General features: G+C 63.9%; 19 protein-coding genes. 14 read left to right on the forward strand and 5 right to left on the reverse strand.

Annotated features, from left to right (window positions below; genetic code table 11):
• Positions 1-5: 5 nt before the first annotated feature.
• The 3 genes from topA to BLW56_RS13165 all read left to right on the forward strand — a co-directional run bounded on the left by topA (position 6) and on the right by BLW56_RS13165 (position 5,717).
• On the forward strand, positions 6-2,561 hold the full coding sequence (topA, locus tag BLW56_RS13155) for a type I DNA topoisomerase (RefSeq protein ID WP_093511146.1): 2,556 nt from the start codon (positions 6-8) through the stop codon (positions 2,559-2,561).
• A 124-nt stretch (positions 2,562-2,685) separates the two neighbouring features.
• Complete coding sequence (locus BLW56_RS13160; protein ID WP_093511147.1) at positions 2,686-3,810, forward strand: lipase family protein; 1,125 nt, start codon at positions 2,686-2,688, stop codon at positions 3,808-3,810.
• A gap of 107 nt (positions 3,811-3,917) precedes the next feature.
• Complete coding sequence (locus tag BLW56_RS13165) at positions 3,918-5,717, forward strand: vWA domain-containing protein (protein WP_093511148.1); 1,800 nt, start codon at positions 3,918-3,920, stop codon at positions 5,715-5,717.
• Positions 5,718-5,747: 30 nt separating this feature from the next.
• Here the strand turns inward: BLW56_RS13165 and era are convergent, their stop codons facing one another.
• The 3 genes from era to lepB are packed head-to-tail and all read right to left on the reverse strand — an operon-like array spanning position 5,748 to position 8,208.
• Positions 5,748-6,641, reverse strand: a complete 894-nt coding sequence (gene era, locus BLW56_RS13170) for a GTPase Era (RefSeq protein ID WP_093511149.1) — start codon at positions 6,639-6,641, stop codon at positions 5,748-5,750.
• Positions 6,638-7,318: a ribonuclease III gene (gene rnc / locus BLW56_RS13175; protein WP_093511150.1), complete on the reverse strand. Its 681-nt coding sequence runs from the start codon at positions 7,316-7,318 to the stop codon at positions 6,638-6,640. The genes era and rnc overlap by 4 nt, the downstream gene beginning before the upstream one ends.
• Entirely contained in the window at positions 7,315-8,208 is an 894-nt protein-coding gene (gene lepB, locus BLW56_RS13180; protein WP_093511151.1) for a signal peptidase I, read from the reverse strand. The genes rnc and lepB overlap by 4 nt, the downstream gene beginning before the upstream one ends.
• Positions 8,209-8,332: 124 nt before the next feature.
• Between lepB and pgi the strand changes: the two genes are divergently transcribed.
• The 3 genes from pgi to BLW56_RS13195 all read left to right on the forward strand — a co-directional run bounded on the left by pgi (position 8,333) and on the right by BLW56_RS13195 (position 12,369).
• The gene (pgi, locus tag BLW56_RS13185) at positions 8,333-9,838 is read left to right on the forward strand and encodes a glucose-6-phosphate isomerase (RefSeq protein ID WP_093511152.1); all 1,506 of its coding nucleotides are present in this window, start codon (positions 8,333-8,335) and stop codon (positions 9,836-9,838) included.
• A 106-nt stretch (positions 9,839-9,944) separates the two neighbouring features.
• Complete coding sequence (gene gor, locus BLW56_RS13190) at positions 9,945-11,291, forward strand: glutathione-disulfide reductase (RefSeq protein ID WP_093511153.1); 1,347 nt, start codon at positions 9,945-9,947, stop codon at positions 11,289-11,291.
• A gap of 61 nt (positions 11,292-11,352) precedes the next feature.
• A complete protein-coding gene (locus tag BLW56_RS13195; RefSeq protein ID WP_093511154.1) occupies positions 11,353-12,369 on the forward strand; it encodes an NAD-dependent epimerase/dehydratase family protein in 1,017 nt (338 codons plus the stop codon).
• Here the strand turns inward: BLW56_RS13195 and BLW56_RS13200 are convergent.
• The gene (locus BLW56_RS13200; protein WP_093511155.1) at positions 12,366-13,151 is read right to left on the reverse strand and encodes an SDR family NAD(P)-dependent oxidoreductase; all 786 of its coding nucleotides are present in this window, start codon (positions 13,149-13,151) and stop codon (positions 12,366-12,368) included. The two genes, BLW56_RS13195 and BLW56_RS13200, sit on opposite strands and share 4 nt — an antisense overlap.
• A 117-nt stretch (positions 13,152-13,268) precedes the next feature.
• On the opposite strand from BLW56_RS13200, the gene BLW56_RS13205 reads away from it, so the two are divergent.
• Positions 13,269-14,165 (forward strand): LysR family transcriptional regulator, encoded by an 897-nt coding sequence (locus BLW56_RS13205; RefSeq protein ID WP_093511592.1) that lies wholly within the window; start codon positions 13,269-13,271, stop codon positions 14,163-14,165.
• Here the strand turns inward: BLW56_RS13205 and BLW56_RS13210 are convergent.
• Positions 14,162-15,571, reverse strand: coding sequence for a helix-turn-helix domain-containing protein (locus BLW56_RS13210; protein WP_093511156.1), 1,410 nt, complete (start codon positions 15,569-15,571; stop codon positions 14,162-14,164). The genes BLW56_RS13205 and BLW56_RS13210 overlap by 4 nt on opposite strands.
• A gap of 108 nt (positions 15,572-15,679) precedes the next feature.
• Here BLW56_RS13210 and BLW56_RS13215 point away from each other — a divergent pair, with 108 nt between their 5' ends.
• The 7 genes from BLW56_RS13215 to BLW56_RS13245 all read left to right on the forward strand — a co-directional run bounded on the left by BLW56_RS13215 (position 15,680) and on the right by BLW56_RS13245 (position 22,620).
• Entirely contained in the window at positions 15,680-17,212 is a 1,533-nt protein-coding gene (locus tag BLW56_RS13215) for an acyl-CoA carboxylase subunit beta (protein ID WP_093511157.1), read from the forward strand.
• Positions 17,213-17,316: 104 nt separating this feature from the next.
• A complete protein-coding gene (locus BLW56_RS13220) occupies positions 17,317-18,066 on the forward strand; it encodes a hypothetical protein (RefSeq protein ID WP_093511158.1) in 750 nt (249 codons plus the stop codon).
• Positions 18,067-18,076: 10 nt separating this feature from the next.
• Entirely contained in the window at positions 18,077-18,517 is a 441-nt protein-coding gene (gene mce, locus BLW56_RS13225) for a methylmalonyl-CoA epimerase (RefSeq protein WP_093511159.1), read from the forward strand.
• Positions 18,518-18,598: 81 nt separating this feature from the next.
• The gene (gene scpA / locus BLW56_RS13230) at positions 18,599-20,746 is read left to right on the forward strand and encodes a methylmalonyl-CoA mutase (RefSeq protein ID WP_093511160.1); all 2,148 of its coding nucleotides are present in this window, start codon (positions 18,599-18,601) and stop codon (positions 20,744-20,746) included.
• Positions 20,743-21,180: a hypothetical protein gene (locus BLW56_RS13235; RefSeq protein WP_093511161.1), complete on the forward strand. Its 438-nt coding sequence runs from the start codon at positions 20,743-20,745 to the stop codon at positions 21,178-21,180. Before scpA ends, BLW56_RS13235 begins: the two co-directional genes overlap by 4 nt.
• Before the next feature lie 19 nt (positions 21,181-21,199).
• Positions 21,200-22,231, forward strand: coding sequence for a biotin synthase BioB (gene bioB / locus BLW56_RS13240; RefSeq protein ID WP_093511162.1), 1,032 nt, complete (start codon positions 21,200-21,202; stop codon positions 22,229-22,231).
• On the forward strand, positions 22,228-22,620 hold the full coding sequence (locus BLW56_RS13245; protein ID WP_256203459.1) for a lysozyme inhibitor LprI family protein: 393 nt from the start codon (positions 22,228-22,230) through the stop codon (positions 22,618-22,620). Before bioB ends, BLW56_RS13245 begins: the two co-directional genes overlap by 4 nt.
• The last annotated feature ends 2 nt before the right edge of the window (positions 22,621-22,622 follow it).

The raw sequence follows: 22,622 nt of genomic DNA on the forward strand, positions 1-22,622 counted from the left end.
TTTTCATGCAATTGGTAATTGTGGAATCGCCCGCAAAGGCGAAGACGATCGAGAAATATCTGGGGCGCGATTTCAAGGTGCTGGCGTCGTATGGCCATGTCCGCGACCTGCCGCCCAAGGACGGCTCGGTCGATCCCGACGACGGTTTCGCGATGCAGTGGCAGCTGTATCCCGACAAGACGAAGCGGATGAAGGAAATCCAGGACGCGGCGAAGACCGCCGATCGACTGATCCTCGCGACCGACCCTGATCGCGAAGGAGAAGCGATCAGCTGGCATGTGCAGGAATTGCTGCGCAGCAAGAAGGCGCTGCCTGCGTCGGTTGACCGCGTGACGTTCAATGCGATCACCAAGCAGGCCGTGACCGACGCCATGGCGCGTCCGCGCGAACTCGACACCGACTTGATCGACGCTTACCGCGCCCGCCGCGCGCTCGACTATCTCGTTGGCTTCACCCTCTCGCCGGTTCTCTGGCGCAAGCTGCCCGGCGCGAAATCGGCGGGCCGCGTCCAGTCGGTCGCGCTGCGTCTGGTGGTCGAACGCGAACGCGAGATCGAGGCCTTTGTTGCGCAGCAATATTGGTCGGTGACCGGCCTGTTCGAGATGGGCGGGACGCCTTTCAAGGCGCGGCTTTCCCGCTGGAAGGGCGACAAGATCGAGCGTCTGTCGATCACCAGTGAAGCCGACGCGCGCGCCGCCGAGGCCGATGTGAAGGCGGGGCATTTTACCGTCGATGCGGTCGAAACCAAGCCGCTGACGCGCAACCCCCCGCCACCATTCACCACGTCGACCTTGCAGCAGGAAGCGGCGCGCAAGCTCGGCTTCTCCGCAAGCCACACGATGCGCATCGCGCAGGCGCTCTACGAAGACGGCGCGATCACCTACATGCGTACCGACGGCGTCCAGATGGACGGCAGCGCGATCAGCGCGGCGCGCAAGGCGATCGCGACGCGCTATGACGGGGGTTATGTTCCCGACCAGCCGCGCCAGTATCAGACGAAGGCAAAGAATGCGCAGGAAGCGCATGAAGCGATCCGTCCGACCGACTTTTCAAAGGACAAGGCGGGCAGCGGCGATCATGCCCGGTTGTATGAGCTGATCTGGAAGCGCGCGATGGCGAGCCAGATGGCGTCGGCGCGGCTTGAACGCACGAGCATCGACCTGACCGACGGCACGGGCAAGACGGTGATGCGCGCGACGGGGCAGGTCGTGAAGTTCCCGGGCTTCCTCGCGCTTTACGATGAAAGCCGCGACGATGCGGCCGATGACGACGATGCGCGCCTGCTGCCCGCGATGGCGAAGGGCGACGCGCCGGCAAAGACCGGCGTCGAGGTCGAGAGCCACGAGACGCAGCCGCCGCCGCGCTATTCGGAGGCGAGCCTCGTCAAGAAGATGGAAGAGCTCGGCATCGGGCGTCCGTCGACCTATGCCTCGATCCTGCAGGTGCTGAAGGACCGCGCCTATGTGACGGTCGAGAAGAACCGCTTCATGCCGGAGGAGAGCGGTCGCTTGCTGACCGCGTTCCTCGAACGCTTCTTCGAACGCTATGTCGGTTATGATTTCACCGCGGGGCTCGAGGAAGAACTCGATGACGTATCGGGCGGCCGCGCGCAGTGGCAGGCGGTGCTCGAACGCTTCTGGCGCGATTTCAAGCCGCGCACCGGCGAGGTGATGGAGCAGAAGCCGTCGGAGATCACTGCGGCGCTCGACGAGTTCCTCGGTCCCTATCTCTTCCCCGACAAGGGCGATGGCAGCGACCCGCGTCTCTGTCCCAATTGCGGCACCGGGCGGCTCGCGCTGCGCGGTGGCAAGTTCGGGCCGTTCATTGCGTGCAGCAACTATCCCGACTGCAAATTCACGCGCAAATTTGCACAGCCGGGCGGCAGCGATGGCGCCGATACGGGCCCCGAAACGCTGGGCAACGATCCCGACAGCGGGCTGGAAGTGACGAAGCGCAGCGGGCGCTTTGGCCCCTACATCCAGCTCGGCGATGGCAAGGAAGCGAAACGTTCGTCGATTCCCAAGGACATCCCCGGCGAGGATTTCAATCTCGACTATGCGCTGCGGCTGCTGAGCCTGCCGCGCGAGGTCGGAGTGCATCCCGAAAGCGGCAAGCCGATCATGGCGGGGCTTGGCCGCTATGGCCCCTATCTGCTGCACGACGGCAAATATGCGAAGTTGACGGGCACGGCCGAAATATTCGACATCGGCATGAACGCGGCGGTCGTTCGCATCGCCGAAGCGGCGGCGGGCGGCGGGCGCGGACGCACCAAGGCCGAGCCGCTCAACACCTTTGGTCCGCATCCGACGAGCGGCGGCGAGATGAAGCTGATGGAAGGGCGCTTCGGTCCCTATGTCACCGACGGCACGACCAACGCGACGCTGCCTAAGACGGCCGATCCGGCGACACTGACGCTGGAAGAAGCCATCGCCCTGATCGACGCGCGTGCTGCGAAGGGTCCGGCAAAGGGCAAGAAGAAAGCGGCGCCGAAGAAGAAGGCGCCGGCGAAAAAGCCCGCTGCCAAAAAGGCGACGGCGAAGAAAAAGGCCGAAGCGGAATAGTCGACTCTTCCCCTTAATTCGTCATTCCCGCGGAAGCGGGAATGACGAAATCCGGTGAGGTTAATGGTCGGCGTTCCCGATACTCCAAACCCGTGATAGAGTGGCGCATCGGGGAGACTTGTCCATGCGCCACCTGCTTGCCGCCGTCCTGCTCTTCATCCTGACAGCATTTGCGCTGCCTGCCGCCGCGCAGCCATCGCGCTACCTGATCTCGGCCCAGCCGATGACCGACGCGCCGCCCGGGACGCAGGCTTGGCGGGTGCAATATTGGACGACGAACGGCAACGGCCAGCGCTTTGCGGTCGCCGGCATCGTCGCGGCGCCGATGGAAGGGATCCCGCCCCGGCCGCGCCGTGTCATCGCATGGACGCACGGTGCGTGGGGTGTGGCCGAAAAATGCGCGCCGTCGCTCAGCCCCAATTTCTTCGAATATTCGGCGGGGATGAACGCTGTCCGCAACGGCTATGTCGTCGTCGCGCCCGACTATATCGGGCTTGGAAGCCCGACGATGCATCCGTTTCTTGTCGGGCAGGACACCGCGAATGCTGTGCTCGACGCTGTGCGCGCGGCGCGCGAAATTCCCGGCGCAGCGGCGGGGAGCAGCTTTGCCGTGTGGGGCGAGTCGCAGGGCGGTCATGCCGCGTTGTGGACCGCGACGGCCGCGCGGAGCTACGCCCCCGACCTGACGCTCGTCGCGACCGCCGCCGCCGCGCCGCCGACCGACCTCGGCGCCAATCTGCGCGAAGGCAGCGACAAGAATGCACGCGCGCTGCTCCTGTCCTTTGCGCTGTACAGTTGGTCGACGCTCTATGGCTTCCCGCTCGACAGCATCACGAACCGTACCAATCAGGGTATCATTCGCCGGCTCAGCGAGAATAATTGCGTTGCGTTCAACAAAAAGCCCAAGCTCGGGACGATCCTTGGTATCCTGACCATCGCGCGTGCGACGAAGGGCAAGGATATCGAAAAGATCGAACCCTTCGGCGCCTTCGAACGTGCGAACAGCGTTGATCCCGCGCGCGTACCCGGGCCGCTGCTGATCGCACAAAGCAGCAAGGACACGATCGTCGCCCCCGCAGTGACGCGCAAGTTCGCCAAGGCGGTTTGTAAGCGCGGAACGCCGACACGGTGGATCGATATGACCGGCGACCATGGTGCGAGCGCCAAGGACAGCGCGCAGGAGACGATCGGCTGGATCACTGCGCGCTTCGACGGAAATCCGCCGCCAAACGACTGTCGCCGGATCTGATTTCACCTGCCCGAAAGCAGGGCAGCGGCTTCGCATTTTCCGTTACGGTAACGGAGGCATACGTGATAGCTTTCCTCTCCCGATAACAGGGATTTGGGAGAGCGGACATGGCAAGCTTCAAATTCTTCCACTCGTCGTTGACCACATTGGCGCTGTTGACGACTGCCGCGCCTCTGCCGACCTTTGCGCAAGATGTCCTGCAGGACGATGACGAGAGCCTCGGCGAGGTGATCGTCACTGGCGCCCGCATTCGCCAGGGAGGTGCCCAGGATATACAGCATTTCCGGTCGACGGCGCTCAGCGCAACGACGTTGCCGCGCCCTGAATCGCTGACCGTCGAAGGCCTGCTCGGCGAGCATGACCTGACGCTTCCGGCGGGCGGCAATTGTGCGCAACTCTTTTGCCTCAACGTACAGGCAATGGCCGCCAGTCTGCCGACACGGCCCGACGATCTCATGTTTCTCGGCATGGCGTTCGACAGCAATATCGATGCGGCAAGTTGGAAGCGCGAACCGCTGAGCATCATGGCGGTCGTCGACCGGTCGGGATCGATGTCCGGACCGCCGATCGCGAATGTGAAGGCGGCCTTGCACCAGATGGTCGACGAATTGGGGCCGAAGGACCGGCTTGGCATCGTCATCTATGGCACCAATTCGAATATCCATCTCGCTCCGATAGCGGCGGCGGCAAACAAGGATGCGATGCACGCCGCGATCGACAGCATCGCGATCGACGGCTCGACGTCGATGGAAGCCGGGCTGACGCTTGGCTATCAGGCCGCCTTTGCCGAAGCCGACCGGTTCGACGGCAAGGTGCGTATGATGCTGTTCACAGACGAACAGCCCAACACGGGCCGCACCGATGCAGGCAGCTTCATGGCGATGGCCGAGGATGCGTCGAAGCGCGGGATCGGGCTCACGACCATCGGCGTCGGTGTGCAATATGACGGTGCGCTCGCGATGAAGATTTCGAGCGTTCGCGGCGGGAACCTCTTCTTCGTCGCCGGCCCCGACAAGGGCGCCCAGCTGATGCGGGACGAGTTTCGCAATATGGTGAGCGAAGTTGCGCACGACCTCGTCATGACGCTGACCCCGCATGCGGGCTATCGGATCAGCGGTGTGTTCGGTGTCCCCGACGGGCTGATGACCGAGGGCAAGGATGGCGCAATCGCGATCACCGTGCCGACGGCCTTCCTGTCGTCGAACGGCGGCGGCATCTATGCTTCGCTGGGCAAGGCCGAGGGGCGCGCCCACTTGCCCGTGGTATCGCTCGCGGACGGGGCATCGCTGATGGATGTTTCGCTGACCTATGTCAGCGCGCTCGACGGAAGCAAGCATGGCGACAAGCTCAGCATCGGGGCACCGACGGCTGAGCCTGCGGCCAACCTGCGGCTCGCGCAGACGCTCGTCGATCAATATCTGGTGATGGATGCAGCGACGCGGGCCTTCCATCGCGACGGCAACGCCAAACAGGCGTTCGCGCTGCTCGACGGCCTCAATACGCGTCTTTCCGGTGTCGACTATGCCGACCTGAAGGACGAGCGTGCGCTGGTGGAGACGATGCGTGGCAAGGCGGCGCTCTATGCCGGTTATAGCGGCGAGGTGCCGAAGGACATGCAGCCGATGCGTGTCCTAGGAAAATGGCGTGTCGTGTCGCTCAACGGGGTCGAGGATCTGTCGCGCCACGACGTGATGGAGTTTACCGACGACGAGGAGGTCATCACCTATTTCCAGCGTCCGCTGCGCGGCGACGACGAAATGTATCAGGATTTCCAGATCAACGAGCGGGAAATCTATATTCCCGACGGCGATTTGCGCGTGCGCTATTGGGTCGATGGCGACCGGCTGCGGATGCGATCCAGCGACGGGAAGGTCCGGATTACGCTGGTGCGCGAAACGACGAGCTGAACCGGGAGGGCGGCGCTTGGGGCGCCGTCCTCAGTCGACCCAGTCGAGCCCCATGTCGCGATAGACGCCGCGATCCTCGTCCCAATTTTCCTTCACCTTGACGTGAAGGAACAGGTGAACCTTACGGCCCATCAATTCGGTCAGTTCCGCGCGGGCGCGGGCACCGATTTCCTTGATCCGCGCGCCGCCCTTGCCGAGCACGATCGCGCGCTGATTGTCGCGTGCGACGAATATCTGCTGATGGATCTCGGCGCTGCCGTCGGGGCGCGTCTTGAACAGTTCGGTCTCGACCGTCGACTGATAGGGCAGTTCCTCGTGAAGCTGGCGATAGAGCTGCTCGCGGGTGATTTCGGCGGCGAGCATGCGTTCGGGCGCGTCGCTGACCTCGTCCTCGGGAAAATGCCACGGTCCCTCGGGCATCAGCTTCGTGAGATGCGCCTTGAGTTCGGGCACGCCGTCGCCGCTGCTCGCTGCGATAAAGAAGGTTTCGTCGAACGCGACCTTGCCGTTGAGCTCGGTCGCGATCGTCAGCAATTTGTCCTTCTTGGTCAGGTCGACCTTGTTCAGGATCAGATATTTCTTCTCGGGGCGGTTCGCGATCCCTTCGAGCACGCGTTCGACGCGGCCCGTCAGCTTTGCCGCGGCATCGACCATGACCAAGATCGCCTCGGCTTCCTCGAGGCTGCTCCATGCAGCCGCAACCATCGCGCGGTCGAGCCGGCGCGTCGGCGCGAAGATGCCGGGCGTGTCGATCAGGATGATCTGCGTTTCGCCCTCCATCGCGACGCCCATCAACCGCGTGCGCGTCGTCTGCGCCTTGGGGCTGACGATCGCGACCTTCTGGCCGACGAGTGCGTTGACAAGCGTCGATTTGCCCGCGTTGGGCGCGCCGACAACGGCGACGAAACCGCAATGCTGGGTCATAATTTCATTCCTTCGAGTTCGGCGAGCAACGCCGCCGCCGCGGCCTTTTCCGCCGCCTGTTTGCTGGCGCCTTCGGCTTCGGCGCGGGCGAGCTTTCCGACGCTCACCGCGATACGAAACCGCGGGGCATGATCGGGGCCTTCGCGCGATACAATCTCATATTCGGGCGGACGGCGCTTGCGCGCAAGCGCCCATTCCTGAAGCGCCGCTTTCGGATGCTTCGGCGCGGTCTGTTGCCCATCGATCATCTCGTTCCAATGGGCCAGGATGAATTGCCGCGCCGCATCGGCGCCCTTGTCGAGCCAGAGCGCGCCGATCAGCGCCTCCATTGCGTCGGCGGCGATATTGTCGCTGTAGCGACCACCGTCGTTGCGCGCCTGCGCACCGAAACGGATCAGCGCGGTGAGGTCGAGCTTGCGCGCGACCGCGGCGCAGGTGGCACCCGATGCCAGGACATGCAGCCGTGACGACATCTCGCCCTCGCTCGCGGCGGGGAAGCGGGTGTAAAGTTCGGACGCGATCACGAGCCCGAGGACGCGGTCGCCAAGGAATTCGAGCCGCTGGTAATCGGCGCGCCCGGTGCTGCCGTGCGTCAGCGCCAGATCGTAAAGCGCCGGGTCACCCGGAGCGCCGCCGATGATGCCGGCGAGCGCCCCGGTGTCGAGGGGATCGTTCAAAAACCGTCCCCGATCCGTTCCCAGCGCGCGGCGGTGAACCAGCTGATCGGGTTGATCCAGCTCGCCGATCCGTCGGTCGAGAACATGCCGACCAGCGCATGGCCGACGAGATTTTCTTCGGGCACAAGGCCGATTCCCTGATTTTCCATCGCGGGGAAACGGCTGTCGGCGCTGCGGTCCCGGTTGTCGCCCATCAGGAACAAATGCCCCTCGGGCACGACGACGAGCGGGGTATTGTCCTCGGGGATCGTCGTGATGTCGAGGATGTTATAGCTTTTTCCGTTCGGCAGCGTTTCGCGGAACTGCTTGTACCGGCACTGGCGCTGGCCGTTGGCGGCGACCTCTTCGAACTCGGGCGAATAGCAGGGCAGGGTGCCCGTCGCGCGCGACGCATCGATCATGTTCTGCGTCACGGGAATCACGAAATCGGCGATCGCCTTGCGCTGCACGGGCTTGCCGTTCAGCCAGACGATGCCGTCCTTCACTTGCACGCTGTCGCCGGGCAGGCCGATTACGCGCTTGATATAATCATTGTCGGCGACCGGCGGTGCCTTGAATACGACGACGTCGCCGCGCTCGGGGGTGCGCGCGAAAATGCGGCCGGGGATCAGCGGGACGCTGAACGGCAGGCTGTATTTCGAATAGCCATAGGCCATCTTGTTCACGAGCAGATAGTCGCCGATCAGCAGTCTCGGCTGCATCGATTCCGACGGAATGTTGAACGGCGACAGGAAAAAGCTGCGGAAAATCAGTACCGCGATCGCGAGGAGCGCAAGAAAGCGGACCGTGTCGACCGCCTCTTCCTTCGCCGAAACCGGTGCAGGGGTCGGCGTGGGCGGCACGGGCGCAGTCGGGGGCGTCACATCGGCGGTAAAGCTGGCATTGGTCATGTCGCGGCATTGGCGATGAATAGGTTGCCACGTCAAGCAAATATCGGCGGACGACACTGGCGCGAGGATGGCCGCGGGCCTAGAGAAAGTCGGCGATTCACTCCCCCTTCGAGGACAACAGACGATGACAACCGCACCCGACGCCTGGCAGGCCCTCTCCGACTGGCGGCCGCAGAAGCTGATCGATCTGGTCGCGGCCGATCCCGACGCGCGGCTGCAGGCGCTGGTGCGCAATGTCGCCGACATTCGGTTCGACTTCGCCAAAACCCATCTCGACACCTCGGCGATCGCAATCCTGTCCCGCCTTGCCGAAACGCAGGATTTTGCCGGCCGCCGCAAGACGCTCTTCTCGGGCGGGATCGCGAACCCGACGGAGGACCGCGCCGCCGAGCATAGCGCCGAGCGCGGCGACGGGGCGCCCGAGTCGGTCCATGCCGCGCAGGCGCTCCATCAGCGGATGCGGATGATGATCGATGCGATCGAGGCCGGGGCATTCGGCGAGATCCGCCACCTGCTCCATATCGGTATCGGCGGATCGGCGCTTGGCCCCGACCTCCTCATCGACGCGCTCGGCCGCCACAGCGATCGCTATGACGTCGCGGTGGTATCGAACGTCGATGGCGCCGCGCTCGACGAGGCCTTCGCAAAGTTCAGCCCCGAGCATACGCTTGTGGCCGTGGCGTCGAAGACTTTCACGACGACCGAAACCCTGCTCAACGCCAATTCCGCGCTGCAATGGCTCGAAGAGGCCGGAGTGGTCGACCCGGTCGGCCGCTTCATCGCGCTGACCGCGAAGCCCGAGCGCGCGATGGAATGGGGCATCGACGAAACGCGCATCCTGCCGTTCAACGAAAGTGTCGGCGGCCGCTATTCGCTATGGTCGTCGATCGGCTTTCCCGCTGCGCTCGCGCTCGGCTGGGATGCCTTTGCCGACCTGCTCGAAGGCGCAGCAGAGATGGACCGCCATTTCCGCCTTGCCGACGGGGCCGACAATATCTGCCTGCTCGCCGCTTTCGCGGACCAGATCTATGCGAACCGCCTTGGCTGCCAGACGCGTGCGGTCTTCGCCTATGACGAGCGGCTTCGCCTGTTGCCCTCCTATCTTCAGCAACTCGAAATGGAATCGAACGGCAAGTCGGCGACCTTCGACGGCCAGCCGGTGTCGCGGCAGACCGCGCCGATCACCTGGGGCGGCGTCGGCACCGATGCGCAGCATGCGGTGTTCCAGTTGCTGCATCAGGGCACGCATCTGACGCCGGTCGAATTCGTCGTCGCGCGCGAGCCCGATCACTTGCTCGACGACGCCCATCATGAAACGCTCGTCGCCAATTGTATCGCGCAGGGTGCGGCGCTGATGACCGGCCGCTCCAGCGAGGACGGCGCGCGCAATTACCCGGGCGACCGCCCCTCGACGACGATCCTTCTCGACCAGGTGACGCCGCGCAGCCTCGGCGCGCTGATCGCCTTTTACGAACATCGCGTCTTTGCCAATGCCGTGCTGCTCGGCATCAACCCCTTCGATCAGTTCGGGGTCGAGCTGGGCAAGGAAATGGCGAAAGGCCTTGCCGAAGGGACGGTCGAGTTCGATGCGGCGACGCAGGCTCTGATGGCGGCTGCGCTTGGCGATTGACGCCGCGCCGCTGTCACTGAATGCAAAATTCGATTGGCAACCCGGCGCCGTGTAACCACATAGGCGCCGGGCGCGAATGCCTGCCTGTCCAATCCAGGGGTTATCCATGAGCGATTTCGACTATGATCTCTTTGTCATCGGCGCCGGTTCGGGCGGCGTCCGCGCTTCGCGCATCGCGGCCTCGCACGGCGCGCGCGTTGCGGTAGCCGAAGAGTATCGGGTCGGCGGCACCTGCGTCATTCGCGGCTGCGTGCCCAAGAAATTGCTCGTCTACGGTGCCCATTTCGCCGAGGATATCCACGACGCGCGCAAGTTCGGCTGGGACGTGCCCGAGTGCAAGTTCAACTGGCCGGTGCTGCGCGACAATGTGCTCGCCGAAGTCGACCGGCTCGAAGGCCTGTATGGCCAGACGCTCGACAATCACAAGGTGACCGTCCTCAGAACGCGCGCGACGGTCGTCGGGCCCCAGAAGGTGCGCCTCGCCGACGGAACCGAACTGACGGCGGGGCGCATCCTGATCGCGACGGGCGGCTGGCCGCATGTTCCCGAATTTCCGGGCAGCGAACATGCGCTCACCTCGAACGAGGTGTTTCATCTCGAAACGCTGCCGAAGCGGATCATCATCGCGGGCGGCGGCTATATCGCCAACGAGTTCGCCGGCATTTTCAACGAATTCGGTAGCAAGGTGACGATCGTCAATCGCGGCGACACGATCCTGCGCGGCTATGACGAACAGATCCGCGACCGCCTGCTCCAGATTTCGATGACCAAGGGCATCGATTTCAAGTTCAACGCGCCGTTCCAGTCGATCGAAAAGAATGACGATGGGTCGCTGACCGTGAAGCTCGAAGGCTGCGAACCGATGCAGGCCGATGCGGTGCTCGTCGCTGCGGGCCGAGTTCCGAACAGCCGGGGCATCGGGCTCGAAGAGGTCGGCGTCGAACTCGACAAGGATGGCGCGATCAAGGTCGACGAGCGCAACCAGTCGTCGGTGCCGAGCATCTTTGCCGTCGGCGACGTTACCAACCGTATCCAGCTCACGCCCGTGGCGATCCGCGAAGGCCAGGCCTTCTCCGACACCTTCTTTGGCGGCAAGCCCACGGTGGTCGATTATGCCAATGTTCCGAGCGCGGTGTTCAGCCACCCGCCGATCGGTGCGGTCGGCATGACCGAGGCCGAGGCACGCAACAAGCTGGGCAGCATCCGCGTCTACACAAGCGATTTTCGCGCGATGAAGAATGTCCTTGCGGGTCGGAACGAGCGTGCGCTGTACAAGATGATCGTCAACGCCGCGACCGATCAGGTCGTCGGGCTGCACATGATCGGCCCCGATGCGCCCGAAATCCTGCAAGCGGCGGCGATCGCGGTTAAGGCCGGGCTGACCAAGGCCGACTTCGACGCGACGGTCGCGCTGCACCCGAGCATGGCCGAGGAACTGGTGCTGCTGAAATAAGGTTTCGGCCAGCAACCCGCTTGCGCTATTCTTCCGATATAACGAGCGAGGGGAGGGGCGCATGGCGGGAACGGCATTGGTCACCGGGGGCAGCGGCTATATTGCGGGCTTCCTGATCCGGCAGCTGATCGACAATGGGTGGACGGTTCACACGACCGTTCGCAGCCTGAAACGCGAGGACGAGGTTCGCGGCTGGCTGAATGTCGACAATGCGAAACTGCGTTTCTTCGCCGCCGATCTGGAAAACGACGCTGGCTGGGCGGAAGCGATGGCCGGATGCAGCCATGTCGCACATGTCGCATCGCCTTTTCCGCTCGACGTCCCGAAACATGCCGACGATCTGGTGATCCCTGCGCGCGAGGGTGCGCTCCGCGCGTTGCGGTTCGCAAAGGCGGCGGGTGTCAGGCGCTTCGTCCTGACCTCTTCGATGGCGGCGGTCGCCTATGGCCATGGCAAGGCGCGCGATTTCTATGACGAAGCCGACTGGAGCAACCTCGATAACCCCGAGGTCATGCCCTATCCGCGATCGAAGACCGTTGCCGAACGCGCCGCGCGCGATTGGGTAGCGGCCGAGGGAGGCGATATGGAATTTGCTTCGGTCAATCCCGCCGCAGTGTTCGGACCGCTGCTGTCGGACGATCTGTCGACTTCGATCGAAGTCGTGAAGCAATTGCTCGAAGGAAAGGTGCCGATGTGCCCCGATGTCGGCTTTGGCATCATCGACGTGCGCGACGTCGCCGACATGCATTATCGGGCGCTGACCGTCGAAGGGATCCGCGACGAGCGTTTCGTCTGTTCGGGCGCTTTCCTGAAATTCGTCGATGTCGCGAACGTCCTGACCGCCAATCTCGGCGAACGCGCGCGCAAGGTGCCGACGCGCAAGATGCCCGACTGGCTGCTCAAGGCGCTCGCGATCTTTCGCCCAGAACTCAAACAGGTCGTCGCCGAACTCGGCAATGTTCGTGGGGGTGACAGCCGCCATGCAATGAAGACGCTCGGCTGGACGATGCGACCGCCCGAGGAAGCGATCCTCGCGACGGCGCATAGTCTGATCGATCGAGGGATTGTAAAAGCCTAGGCGATCGTCGGAACGATCCCGCCCTCGGCACGGATCGCGGCGCCGTTGGTGACAGCGGCGAGCGGGCTGGCGAGATAGGTCACCATCGCCCCGATCTCGTCGGCCTCGATCAGGCGGCGGATCAGCGACAGCGGACGCAATTCGTCGAAGAAGGCCCTCTCGCGCTCGGCCTCAGGGGCATCGGGGTTCGAGACGACCGAGCGAATGAAGTCGGTGATGCCTTCCGAGCGCGTCGGCCCCGGCAGCACGCTGTTCACCGTTACACCCGTGCCTCGGGTTTGCTCGGCAAGCCCGCGCGCGATGGTAAGCTGCGCGGTCTTGGTCATGCCATAGTGGATCATCTCGGCGGGCGGCAGCAGGCCGCTTTCGCTGGCGATGAAGATCACGCGGCCCCAGTTGTTCTCTAGCATCTTCGGGAAATAGTGCCGCGACAGGCGCGCGCCGCTCACCACATTGACCTCGAAAAGACGATGCCAGTCGGCGTCGCTGATCTCGGCAAAGGGCTTGGCTTCATAGATGCCGAGATTGTTGACGAGGATATCGACCGAGGGAACTGCGGCGATCAGCGCGTCGGCACCCTCGGCCGTGGCAGGGTCTGCGAGGACGGGGCGGATCGTGCCGGCCTGCAACAGTTCGGCAGCCGCCTCGTCGAGTTTCTGCTGGTTGCGGCCCGTGATGACGACGTCGACGCCTTCTTCGGCAAGGCGCTTGGCGATCGCGAAACCGATGCCGGCGGTCGATCCCGTGACGAGGGCTGTCTTTCCTTTGAGTTTGAGGTCCATGTGGAAATTCCTTTCGTGCCTTGGTTCTGATTGGATGCCCCGAAGATAGCGCTTCGCGCCATTGTTGATTAGAATGCGCCTCGTCACTTCAGTGGTGATTCAAAATCAGGAATGGTGATGGACAATCGGTTCGGCGATATCGAGACCTTCCTTGCGGTGGCCAACGGCGGCAGCCTTGCATCGGCGGCCAAGGCGTTGCGGCTGACGCCCTCCGCGGTCAGCCGCAGCATCGCGCGGATCGAGCAGCGACTTGGCGTCACGCTGATGCTCCGGACGACGCGCTCGCTTGCGCTGACGGTGGACGGCGAAGCCTATCGCGACCGGATGAGCGTGCTGCTCGCCGATATCCGGTCGGTCGAAGCAGGATTGGGACAGGAGCAGCAGGGGCCGCGCGGCCTGCTCCGCATCAACGCCTCGCCGTCGATCGGCACGATGGGCCTGTTGCCGATCCTGCCGCGCTTTACCGCGCGCTATCCCGATATCGTCGTCGATCTTGCGCTGTCCGATACGATTGTCGATCTGGTCGAGGAGCGGGCCGATGTCGCGATCCGGATCGGCCCGCTACGCGATACCAGCCTGCGTGCGAAGAAGCTGGGGCACAGCCGGATGGTGCTGGTCGCCAGCCCCGATTATCTTGCGCGCCGCGGCGTCCCGCAGACGCCCGACGACCTCGATGCGCATGATTGTCTGCGTTTCAGCTTCCGCCGGTCGGTCGACAGTTGGCCTTTTCGGCTTGGCGACAGGATCGTTCAGCGACCCGTTCATGGCAGCTTCTTCGGCAATTCGGGCGAAGTGGTGCGGCAGATGGCGGTCGCCGGTGGTGGCATCGCGCGCCACGGTCATTTTCACGTCGCCGGCGATCTGAACGCGGGGCGGCTTGTCGAGGTGTTGCCCGACTATAGTCCCGGCGACGGCGAAGACATTCACGCGCTTTACGCGCCCGAAGACCGCGCCGCCGCACGCATCCGCGCCTTCCTCGATTTCCTCGACGAGGAGCTGGCGATCGCCGGCTAACCGATACGGTACGGCACGACGCCGCGACGGTCGGGATCGACGAGGATCGGACGATCGCTCGGGGGAAAGGCGCGCTGGTCGCAATCGTCGCGCGGACAGATGCGGCATGACAGGCCGATCCGCGCCGCCGCCTGCGGCGCCTCGACATCGACGCCGTCGGCATAGACGAAGTCGGCGGCATATTGCGCTTCACACCCCAGCGCGACGGCATAGCGGCGGGGCGAACGCGCATAGCTGCCCGATGGCTTCACCAACCCCTTCGCCATCGAGACGTACCGTTGGCCGTCGGGTGTCTCGGCAAGCTGGAACAGGATGCGGTCGGGGATCGCCGCGGCTTCATGGACGACCCACAGCGGGCACGCGCCGCCGAAGCGCGCGAACTGCAGGCGCGTCGCGCTGTGTCGCTTGGTGATGTTGCCCGCCATATCGACGCGGCAGAAGAACATCGGAATGCCCCGCGCGCCGGGGCGCTGCAGCGTTGAAAGGCGATGGCACGCCTGCTCAAAGCTTACGCCATATTCGAGGCGCAGCCGGTCGATATCGTGGCGCACCGCGCGGGCGCTGGCACGAAACGGTCCATAGGGCATCAGCACCGCGCCCGCCGCATAATTGGCGAGCCCGACGTGCAGTAGCTGGCGTGCCGCGGCGGTGCGGAGCGGCGACGCTTCCACGACCGCCGCAATCTCGTTTGTCAGCGCCAGTGCGGCCAACTGGTGCGCGAGCTGGAACCGGCGCGTTTCGGCAGGCTGTGACGGATCGATCACCAGATGCCGCATCGTCGCGTCGAAGTCGCGGAGCGCCTGCACCTGGTTGTAGACGATCGAAATGCCGAGCGCGTCGCGCAGGCGCCGTTCGATCGTTTCGATCGCGGGTGAGGGTTCGCGTCCACGAAGCTGCGCAGCCAGCGTCTCGGCGGCGCGGTCGATGCTGTCGACATAATTGCCGGCATCGTGGAACCAGTCGCGCACCTCCTCCCACGGCAGGCGGCTTCCCTCGGCGGTCCCGCCGGTCAATGCTTCGTCGATGATCTGGAGGCGCTGGCCGGCGCGGCGATAGGCTGCGTGGAGCGCGACAAACTGGTCGGCAAGCTGGGGCTGCTGGAGTGCGGCGCGCTCGAGTTGTTCGGGGGGAAGGGGCGACGTCGCGAACAATGGGTCGGCGGCGGCCTCGCGCAGCGCTCCGGCGCGGCGGTCGCCCGCGTCGGCGGCGACCTCTTCCCATTCGAGCGGGAACAGCTTTTGCAAACGGTCGAGAAGCGCGGGCGTCAGCGGGCGATCGTCATGTTCGATCTGGCTGAGATAGGAGGCCGAGATGCCGAGTTGCGCCGCGAAATCGGCCTGCCGGATCGCGCGGGTTTCCCGAAGTTGGCGAAGTTGTCGCCCAGCGTAGAGGCGGGTTGGTTGCATGGCGCGGACACTACTTTGCAAAGTCATACTTTGCAACTTTGCAAATTCACATTTGCATCCGCGTCCCGGCGGGGGCAGACGGCGCATTCGACACTATCGGAGAGCTGCATGTCCGCCAATATCGCCGAAATGGAACGCCGCCGCGCCGCCGCCCGACTGGGTGGTGGGCAGAAGCGTATCGACGCCCAGCATTCCAAGGGCAAGCTGACCGCGCGCGAGCGCCTCGACGTGCTGCTCGACGAGGGTTCGTTCGAGGAACTCGACACCTATGTCGAACATGATTGCGTCGATTTCGGCATGGACGCGCAGAAGATTCCGGGTGACGGCGTCGTCACCGGATCGGGCACGATCAACGGCCGCCTCGTCTATGTCTTCAGTCAGGATTTCACGGTTTTCGGCGGGTCGCTGTCGAAGCGTCATGCCGAAAAGATCTGCAAGGTGATGGACAAGGCGATGCTCGCGGGCGCGCCGGTGATCGGCCTTAACGACAGCGGCGGCGCGCGCATTCAGGAGGGCGTCGCGTCGCTCGGCGGCTATGCCGACGTATTCCAGAAGAATGTGCTGGCGTCGGGCGTCGTGCCGCAGATCAGCCTGATCATGGGTCCGTGCGCGGGCGGCGCGGTTTACAGCCCCGCGATGACCGACTTCATCTTCATGGTGAAGGACAGCAGCTACATGTTCGTTACCGGCCCCGATGTTGTCAAAACGGTCACGAACGAAGTGGTGACGCAGGAGGAGCTGGGCGGTGCGATCACGCACACGACCAAAAGCTCGGTCGCCGATATCGCGTTCGAAAACGATATCGAGACTTTGCTCGCGACGCGCGATTTCTTCGATTACCTGCCCGAAAATAACCGCAGCGGCGTCCCGGTTCGCCCGACGAGCGACCCCTATGACCGCGAGGACAAGAGCCTCGACACACTGATCCCCCCGAACGCGAACCAGCCCTATGACATGCACGAGCTGATCCGCAAGACGGTCGACGAGGGCGATTTCTTCGAGGTGCAACCGGCCCATGCCGGCAACATCATTTGCGGTTTCGGTCGTATCGAAGGGCGCACCGTGGGCATCGTCGCGAACCAGCCGCTGGTGCTGGCGGGCGTGCTCGACATCAACTCGTCGAAGAAGGCGGCGCGCTTCGTCCGCTTCTGCGATGCGTTCGAGATTCCGATCATCACCTTTGTCGACGTCCCCGGCTTCCTGCCCGGCACGGCGCAGGAGTATAACGGCATCATCAAGCATGGCGCGAAATTGCTCTTCGCCTATGCCGAGGCGACGGTGCCAAAGATCACGGTCATCACGCGCAAGGCCTATGGCGGCGCATATGACGTGATGGCATCGAAGCATCTGCGCGGCGATTTGAACTATGCCTGGCCCACCGCCGAGATCGCAGTGATGGGCGCGAAGGGCGCGGTCGAAATCATCTTCCGCAGCGACATCGGCGACCCCGAAAAGATCGCCGAGCGCACGAAGGAATATGAAGACCGCTTCGCCAACCCCTTCGTCGCTGCACAGCGCGGTTATATCGACGAGGTGATCTACCCGCACTCGACGCGCCGCCGGATCGCACTGGGGCTGCGGAAACTGCGCAACAAGCAACTCGAAAACCCGTGGAAGAAGCACGACAATATTCCGCTTTAACGATGTGGTGTGACGCCCGGCACATCGCTGCCCTAGGGCTGGAGGCAAGAGCAGGAAGCGGCTACGCTGCCGCGATGGTCTTGATTTTCCAATGAGGTTTGAAAATGCGTAAGCTTCTTCTCCCCCTGTCGATCCTTCCGCTTCTGGCTGCGGCGCCTGCTGCATGGGCCTTCGATCCCGACACGCCGGTCGGCGAAAAGCCCGAGGCTTTCCCGGTCAAGCTTGGCGACGAGGAAAATACGACGATCGGCGCCGCCTTCCGCACCGCATTCGGGCTGGAGAAGGGCGCGGCGCCCGAAGCAGTGCGCGAGATCGACGAGCGGACCTATCATTTTCGTCCCGTCGCGATCCACACGATGGAGAATAATGTCGCCGCGCTGCTGAGCGTCGGATCGCTCGAGGATGCCGGGCACAGCGAAGGCGGCCTGAACGCGATCCACTATCTGAAGGGCAGCCCGACGGGCTGGGTGAAGCAGGGCGAGTGGATGGATGTCGGCGCAGTCGGCACCGTCGGCAATGGCGCGACGAGCTGGGCCTTCACCGGGCTGCTCGCGGCGAACCCCTATCTCGTCACCGCGGGCGGCGGTGTTTGGCAGGGCTGCCTTGTGAGCAGCGCGGTCGTGACCGAGCTGACGCCCGAAGGGCCGGTCGATCGCGGCGGCTTTACCGATGCCATGAGCTCGGGCGCGGGGTTGGGCCAGACCGAGCAGGGATATGACGGGCAGATCGTGGCGGCGGTGCCGGGCAAGAGCTTCACCGTCGGTTATACCGGCACCAAGGCGTTCAAGCAGCAATATGTGCTGAAGGACGGAAAATATGCGCTCGTGGGCCCAGAAAAAGTCCCGGGCTGCTGAGGAGAATGAAATGAAGCTGGGTCGCCTCAATCATATCGGCGTTGCGACGCCGTCAATCGCCGACAGCATCGTCTTTTACCGCGATGTGATGGGGGCCACCCGGATTCACGACCCCTTCGACCTGCCCGATCAGGGCGTGAAGGTTTGTTTCGTCGACACGCCGGGCACCGATGGCGCGCTGAACGGCACACAGATCGAGCTGATCGAGCCATTGCCGGGTAATGCATCGATCGCCGGCTTCCTGCAAAAGAACCCCGCAGGAGGGCAGCATCACATGTGTTATGAGGTTCCCGACATCCATGCGGCCAAGGCGGAGTTCGAGGCGCTGGGCAAGCGCGTGCTCGGCGAGCCGCGTATCGGCGCGCACGGGACGCCGATCTTCTTCCTCCACCCCAAGGATATGGGCGGGGTGCTGACCGAGATTATGGAAACGCCCAAAGAGGCGCATTGATTAGTGTTCCCCGGCGAAAGCCGGGGCCCATGACTGCACGAGGCCCCGGCTTTCGCCGGGGATCACAATAAGAGACTGCATATGACCGACAAGCCGACCATCGACCAATGGGCCGCCGCCGCCGACAAGGAAGTGAAGGGCAAGAACCTCACTTGGGCGACGCCGGAAGGGATCGACGTCAAGCCGCTGTACACCGCGGAGGATGTGCAGACCGACCCCGGCCTGCCCGGTTTCGCGCCCTTCACGCGCGGCGTGCGCGCATCGATGTATGCCGGGCGGCCGTGGACGATCCGGCAATATGCGGGTTTCTCGACCGCCGAGGAATCGAACGCCTTTTATCGCCGCAACCTTGCGGCGGGGCAGAAGGGCCTGTCGGTCGCTTTCGACCTCGCGACGCACCGCGGTTATGATAGCGACCATCCGCGCGTCGTCGGCGACGTCGGCAAGGCGGGGGTCGCGATCGACAGCGTCGAGGACATGAAGATCCTGTTCGACGGCATCCCGCTCGACCAGATGTCGGTGTCGATGACGATGAACGGCGCGGTGATCCCGATCCTCGCCTTCTTCATCGTCGCGGGCGAGGAGCAGGGGGTCGACCGCAAGCTGCTCGACGGGACCATCCAGAATGACATCCTGAAGGAGTTCATGGTCCGCAACACCTATATCTACCCGCCCGAGCCGAGCATGCGGATCATCTCGGACATTTTCGGTTACACCAGCCGCGAGATGCCGAAGTTCAACAGCATCTCGATTTCGGGCTACCATATGCAGGAAGCCGGCGCGACGCAGGTGCAGGAGCTGGCGTTCACCATCGCCGATGGCGCCGAATATGTGCGCTATGGCGTCGCCAGCGGCCTCGACATCGACAAGTTCGCCGGGCGCCTGTCCTTCTTCTTCGCGATCGGCATGAACTTCTTCATGGAGATCGCGAAGCTGCGCGCCGCGCGCGTGCTTTGGCACCGCGTGATGACCAACCTCGGCGCCAAGGACGAGCGGTCGAAGATGCTGCGCACCCACTGTCAGACGTCGGGGGTCTCGCTCACCGAGCAGGATCCATACAACAATGTGATGCGCACGACGATCGAGGCGATGGCCGCGATGCTCGGCGGGACGCAGTCGCTGCACACCAACGCGCTTGACGAAGCGATCGCGCTGCCGACCGACTTCTCGGCGCGCATCGCGCGCAACACGCAGATCGTCATTCAGGAAGAGACCGGGATGACCAAGGTCGTCGACCCGCTCGGCGGCAGCTATTATGTCGAAGCGCTGACGCAGGAACTCGTCGACAAGGCGTGGGAGATTATCGAGCGCGTCGAGAAGGAAGGCGGCATGGCGAAGGCCGTGGCCGCGGGCTGGCCCAAGGCGATGATCGAGACGGCTGCTGCTGCACGGCAGGCGCGCGTCGACCGCGGCGACGATGTGATCGTCGGGGTGAACAAATATCGCCTGAAGGACGAAGACCTTCTCGAAACGCTGGAAGTCGACAACACCAAGGTCCGCGAGGCGCAGGTCGCGCGGATCAACAAGACCAAGGCGGCGCGTGACGAAGCGGCATGCCAGGCGGCACTGAAGGCGTTGCGCGATGCCGCGGCGGGCGAGCAATCGATCGAGAACAACCTTCTCGCGCATGCGGTCGAGGCCGCCCGCGCCCGCGCGACGCTCGGCGAGATTTCGTCGGCGATGGAAGAGAGCTTCGAGCGTTACGGTACGCAGCCGACCCCGGTGAAAGGCGTCTATGCCGCGCCCTATGAAGGCGACAACCGCTGGCAGCAGGTTCTGGACGGCGTGAAAGCGGTCGAACGCCGGATGGGACGCAAACCGAAGCTGCTCGTCGCGAAGATGGGGCAGGACGGTCACGACCGCGGCGCCAACGTCATTGCCTCGGCCTTTGGTGACATGGGCTTCGACGTCGTCTCCGGTCCGCTCTTCCAGACGCCTGAGGAAACCGTCGTGCTCGCGCTCGACAGCGGCGTCGACGTCGTCGGCGCGTCGAGCCTCGCCGCGGGCCACAAGACCTTGATCCCCGAACTGATCGGCAAATTGAAGGAAGCCGGGCGCGGAGACATCAAGGTGATCGCGGGCGGCGTCATTCCGCCGCAGGACTATCAATATCTCCGCGACGCCGGCGTGCAGGGTATTTATGGCCCCGGCAGCAATGTCGTCGAATGCGCCGCCGACGTACTGCGCCTGCTCGGCCACAATATGCCGCCGCTGGAGGATGCCGCGTGATCGCATCGCTCGGCCTGTTGATCGCCGCCTTGTCGGCCGCTTCGGCGGACGCCGAACCGGCGAGCCGTCCGAGCGCGTATCGCAAGGATGTCGCGGTCGAGCTGATCTATCGTCAACAGATCGACGATGTGTATTTCACCGACTGGTACGGCCGTATCGAAAAGGCCGACGGCGCCTGGCGCGACATCTATTTCGAGACGAGCGACAAATTTGTGAACAAGGGGCTGGTCCGGATCAACTGCGACGATCCCGAGGCCGATATCGACTTCACGCTTTATAGCGTCGGCGAATATGGCGCTGCCGAAGACGCGCGTCAGGTGACGATCAGCTATGGCGACCGTCGCCCATGGGCGGACGGCAATTATCAGGACATGTTCGGCGAAACGCCGACGATCGAATTTTACGGCGCCGCGCTCGAGCGCTTCTGCAAATAACATCAAAGGGTCAAAATCCATGAACCTCTCCCAAACTGCCCCGCAAGACGATCTTCCGCGCACCGACTGGACGCGCGAGGAGATCGCCGAGCTGTTCGACCTGCCGTTCGACGAGCTGATGTGGGAGGCGCAGGGCGTCCACCGGCGTCACCACGCGCGCGGCGAAGTCCAGCTTTGCACCTTGCTCTCGATCAAGACCGGCGGCTGCGTTGAGGATTGCGGCTATTGCTCGCAGTCGAAGAGCGCCGACAGCGGGCTGAAGGCGACCAAGCTGATGGACGTGCGCGCGGTGCTGCAATCGGCGGCGCAGGCGAAGGATTCGGGATCGAAGCGCTTCTGCATGGGCGCCGCCTGGCGTAACCCCAAGGAGCGTGACATGCCCGCGATCGTCGAGATGATCGAGGGTGTGCGCCAGATGGGTATGGAAACCTGCATGACGCTGGGCATGCTGACCAAGGAACAGGCGCAGACGCTCGCGGTCGCGGGGCTCGATTATTATAATCACAATATCGACACGAGCCCGGAGAATTACGGGAATATCATTTCGACCCGGACCTTTCAGGACCGGCTCGACACGCTGGAGGAAGTCCGCAACGCGGGGATCAACGTCTGTTCGGGCGGGATCGTCGGGCTCGGGGAAAACCGTCAGGACCGCGTCGGCTTCATCCACGCACTCGCGACGCTCGAACGCCACCCCGAAAGTGTGCCCGTCAACGCGCTGGTGCCGGTGAAGGGCACGGTGCTCGGCGATATGCTGGCGGACACGCCGCTCGCGAAGATCGACGATATCGAGTTCGTCCGCACCATCGCGGTCGCGCGCATCACGATGCCGAAATCGATGGTCCGCCTGTCGGCGGGGCGCGAGAGCATGTCGGAAGCGACGCAGGCGCTCTGCTTCATGGCGGGCGCGAACAGCATCTTCACGGGCGACAAGCTGCTGACGACCGGCAACCGCGGCGACAATGCCGACGCGGCGCTGTTCGCGAAGCTGGGGATCGTGCCGATGGTGAGCGAAGAACCGATGCGCGCGCAGTTGGAGGCCGCGGAGTGATCCTGTCCACCCTGTTCGCGCTGGCTGCTGTCGCGCAAGATCCCGAGGTCGATTGCGACAATGCGATGGCGCAGTTCGAGCTCAATGCCTGCGCCTACAAGGAGTTCGAGCGCGCCGACGCGGCGATGAATGCGCAGTGGAAGGTGACGGCGGCGCGGATGAAGGAGCGCGACGCCGAATTCGACCGCTCGCAGGACAACCGCCCCGGCTATTTCGACACGCTGCTTGCCGCGCAGCGCGCGTGGCTGACGTACCGCGACAAGCAATGCGCCAGCGAGGGCTACACGATGCGCGGAGGCTCGGCCGAGCCGATGGTTGTCAGCGGGTGCCAGCGGCAGTTGACCGAAGCGCGCACCAAAGAACTCAAAGATCTGATTGAGGAATATTGAGA

The sequence above is a fragment of the Sphingopyxis sp. YR583 genome, from assembly GCF_900108295.1.
Taxonomy (GTDB): domain Bacteria; phylum Pseudomonadota; class Alphaproteobacteria; order Sphingomonadales; family Sphingomonadaceae; genus Sphingopyxis.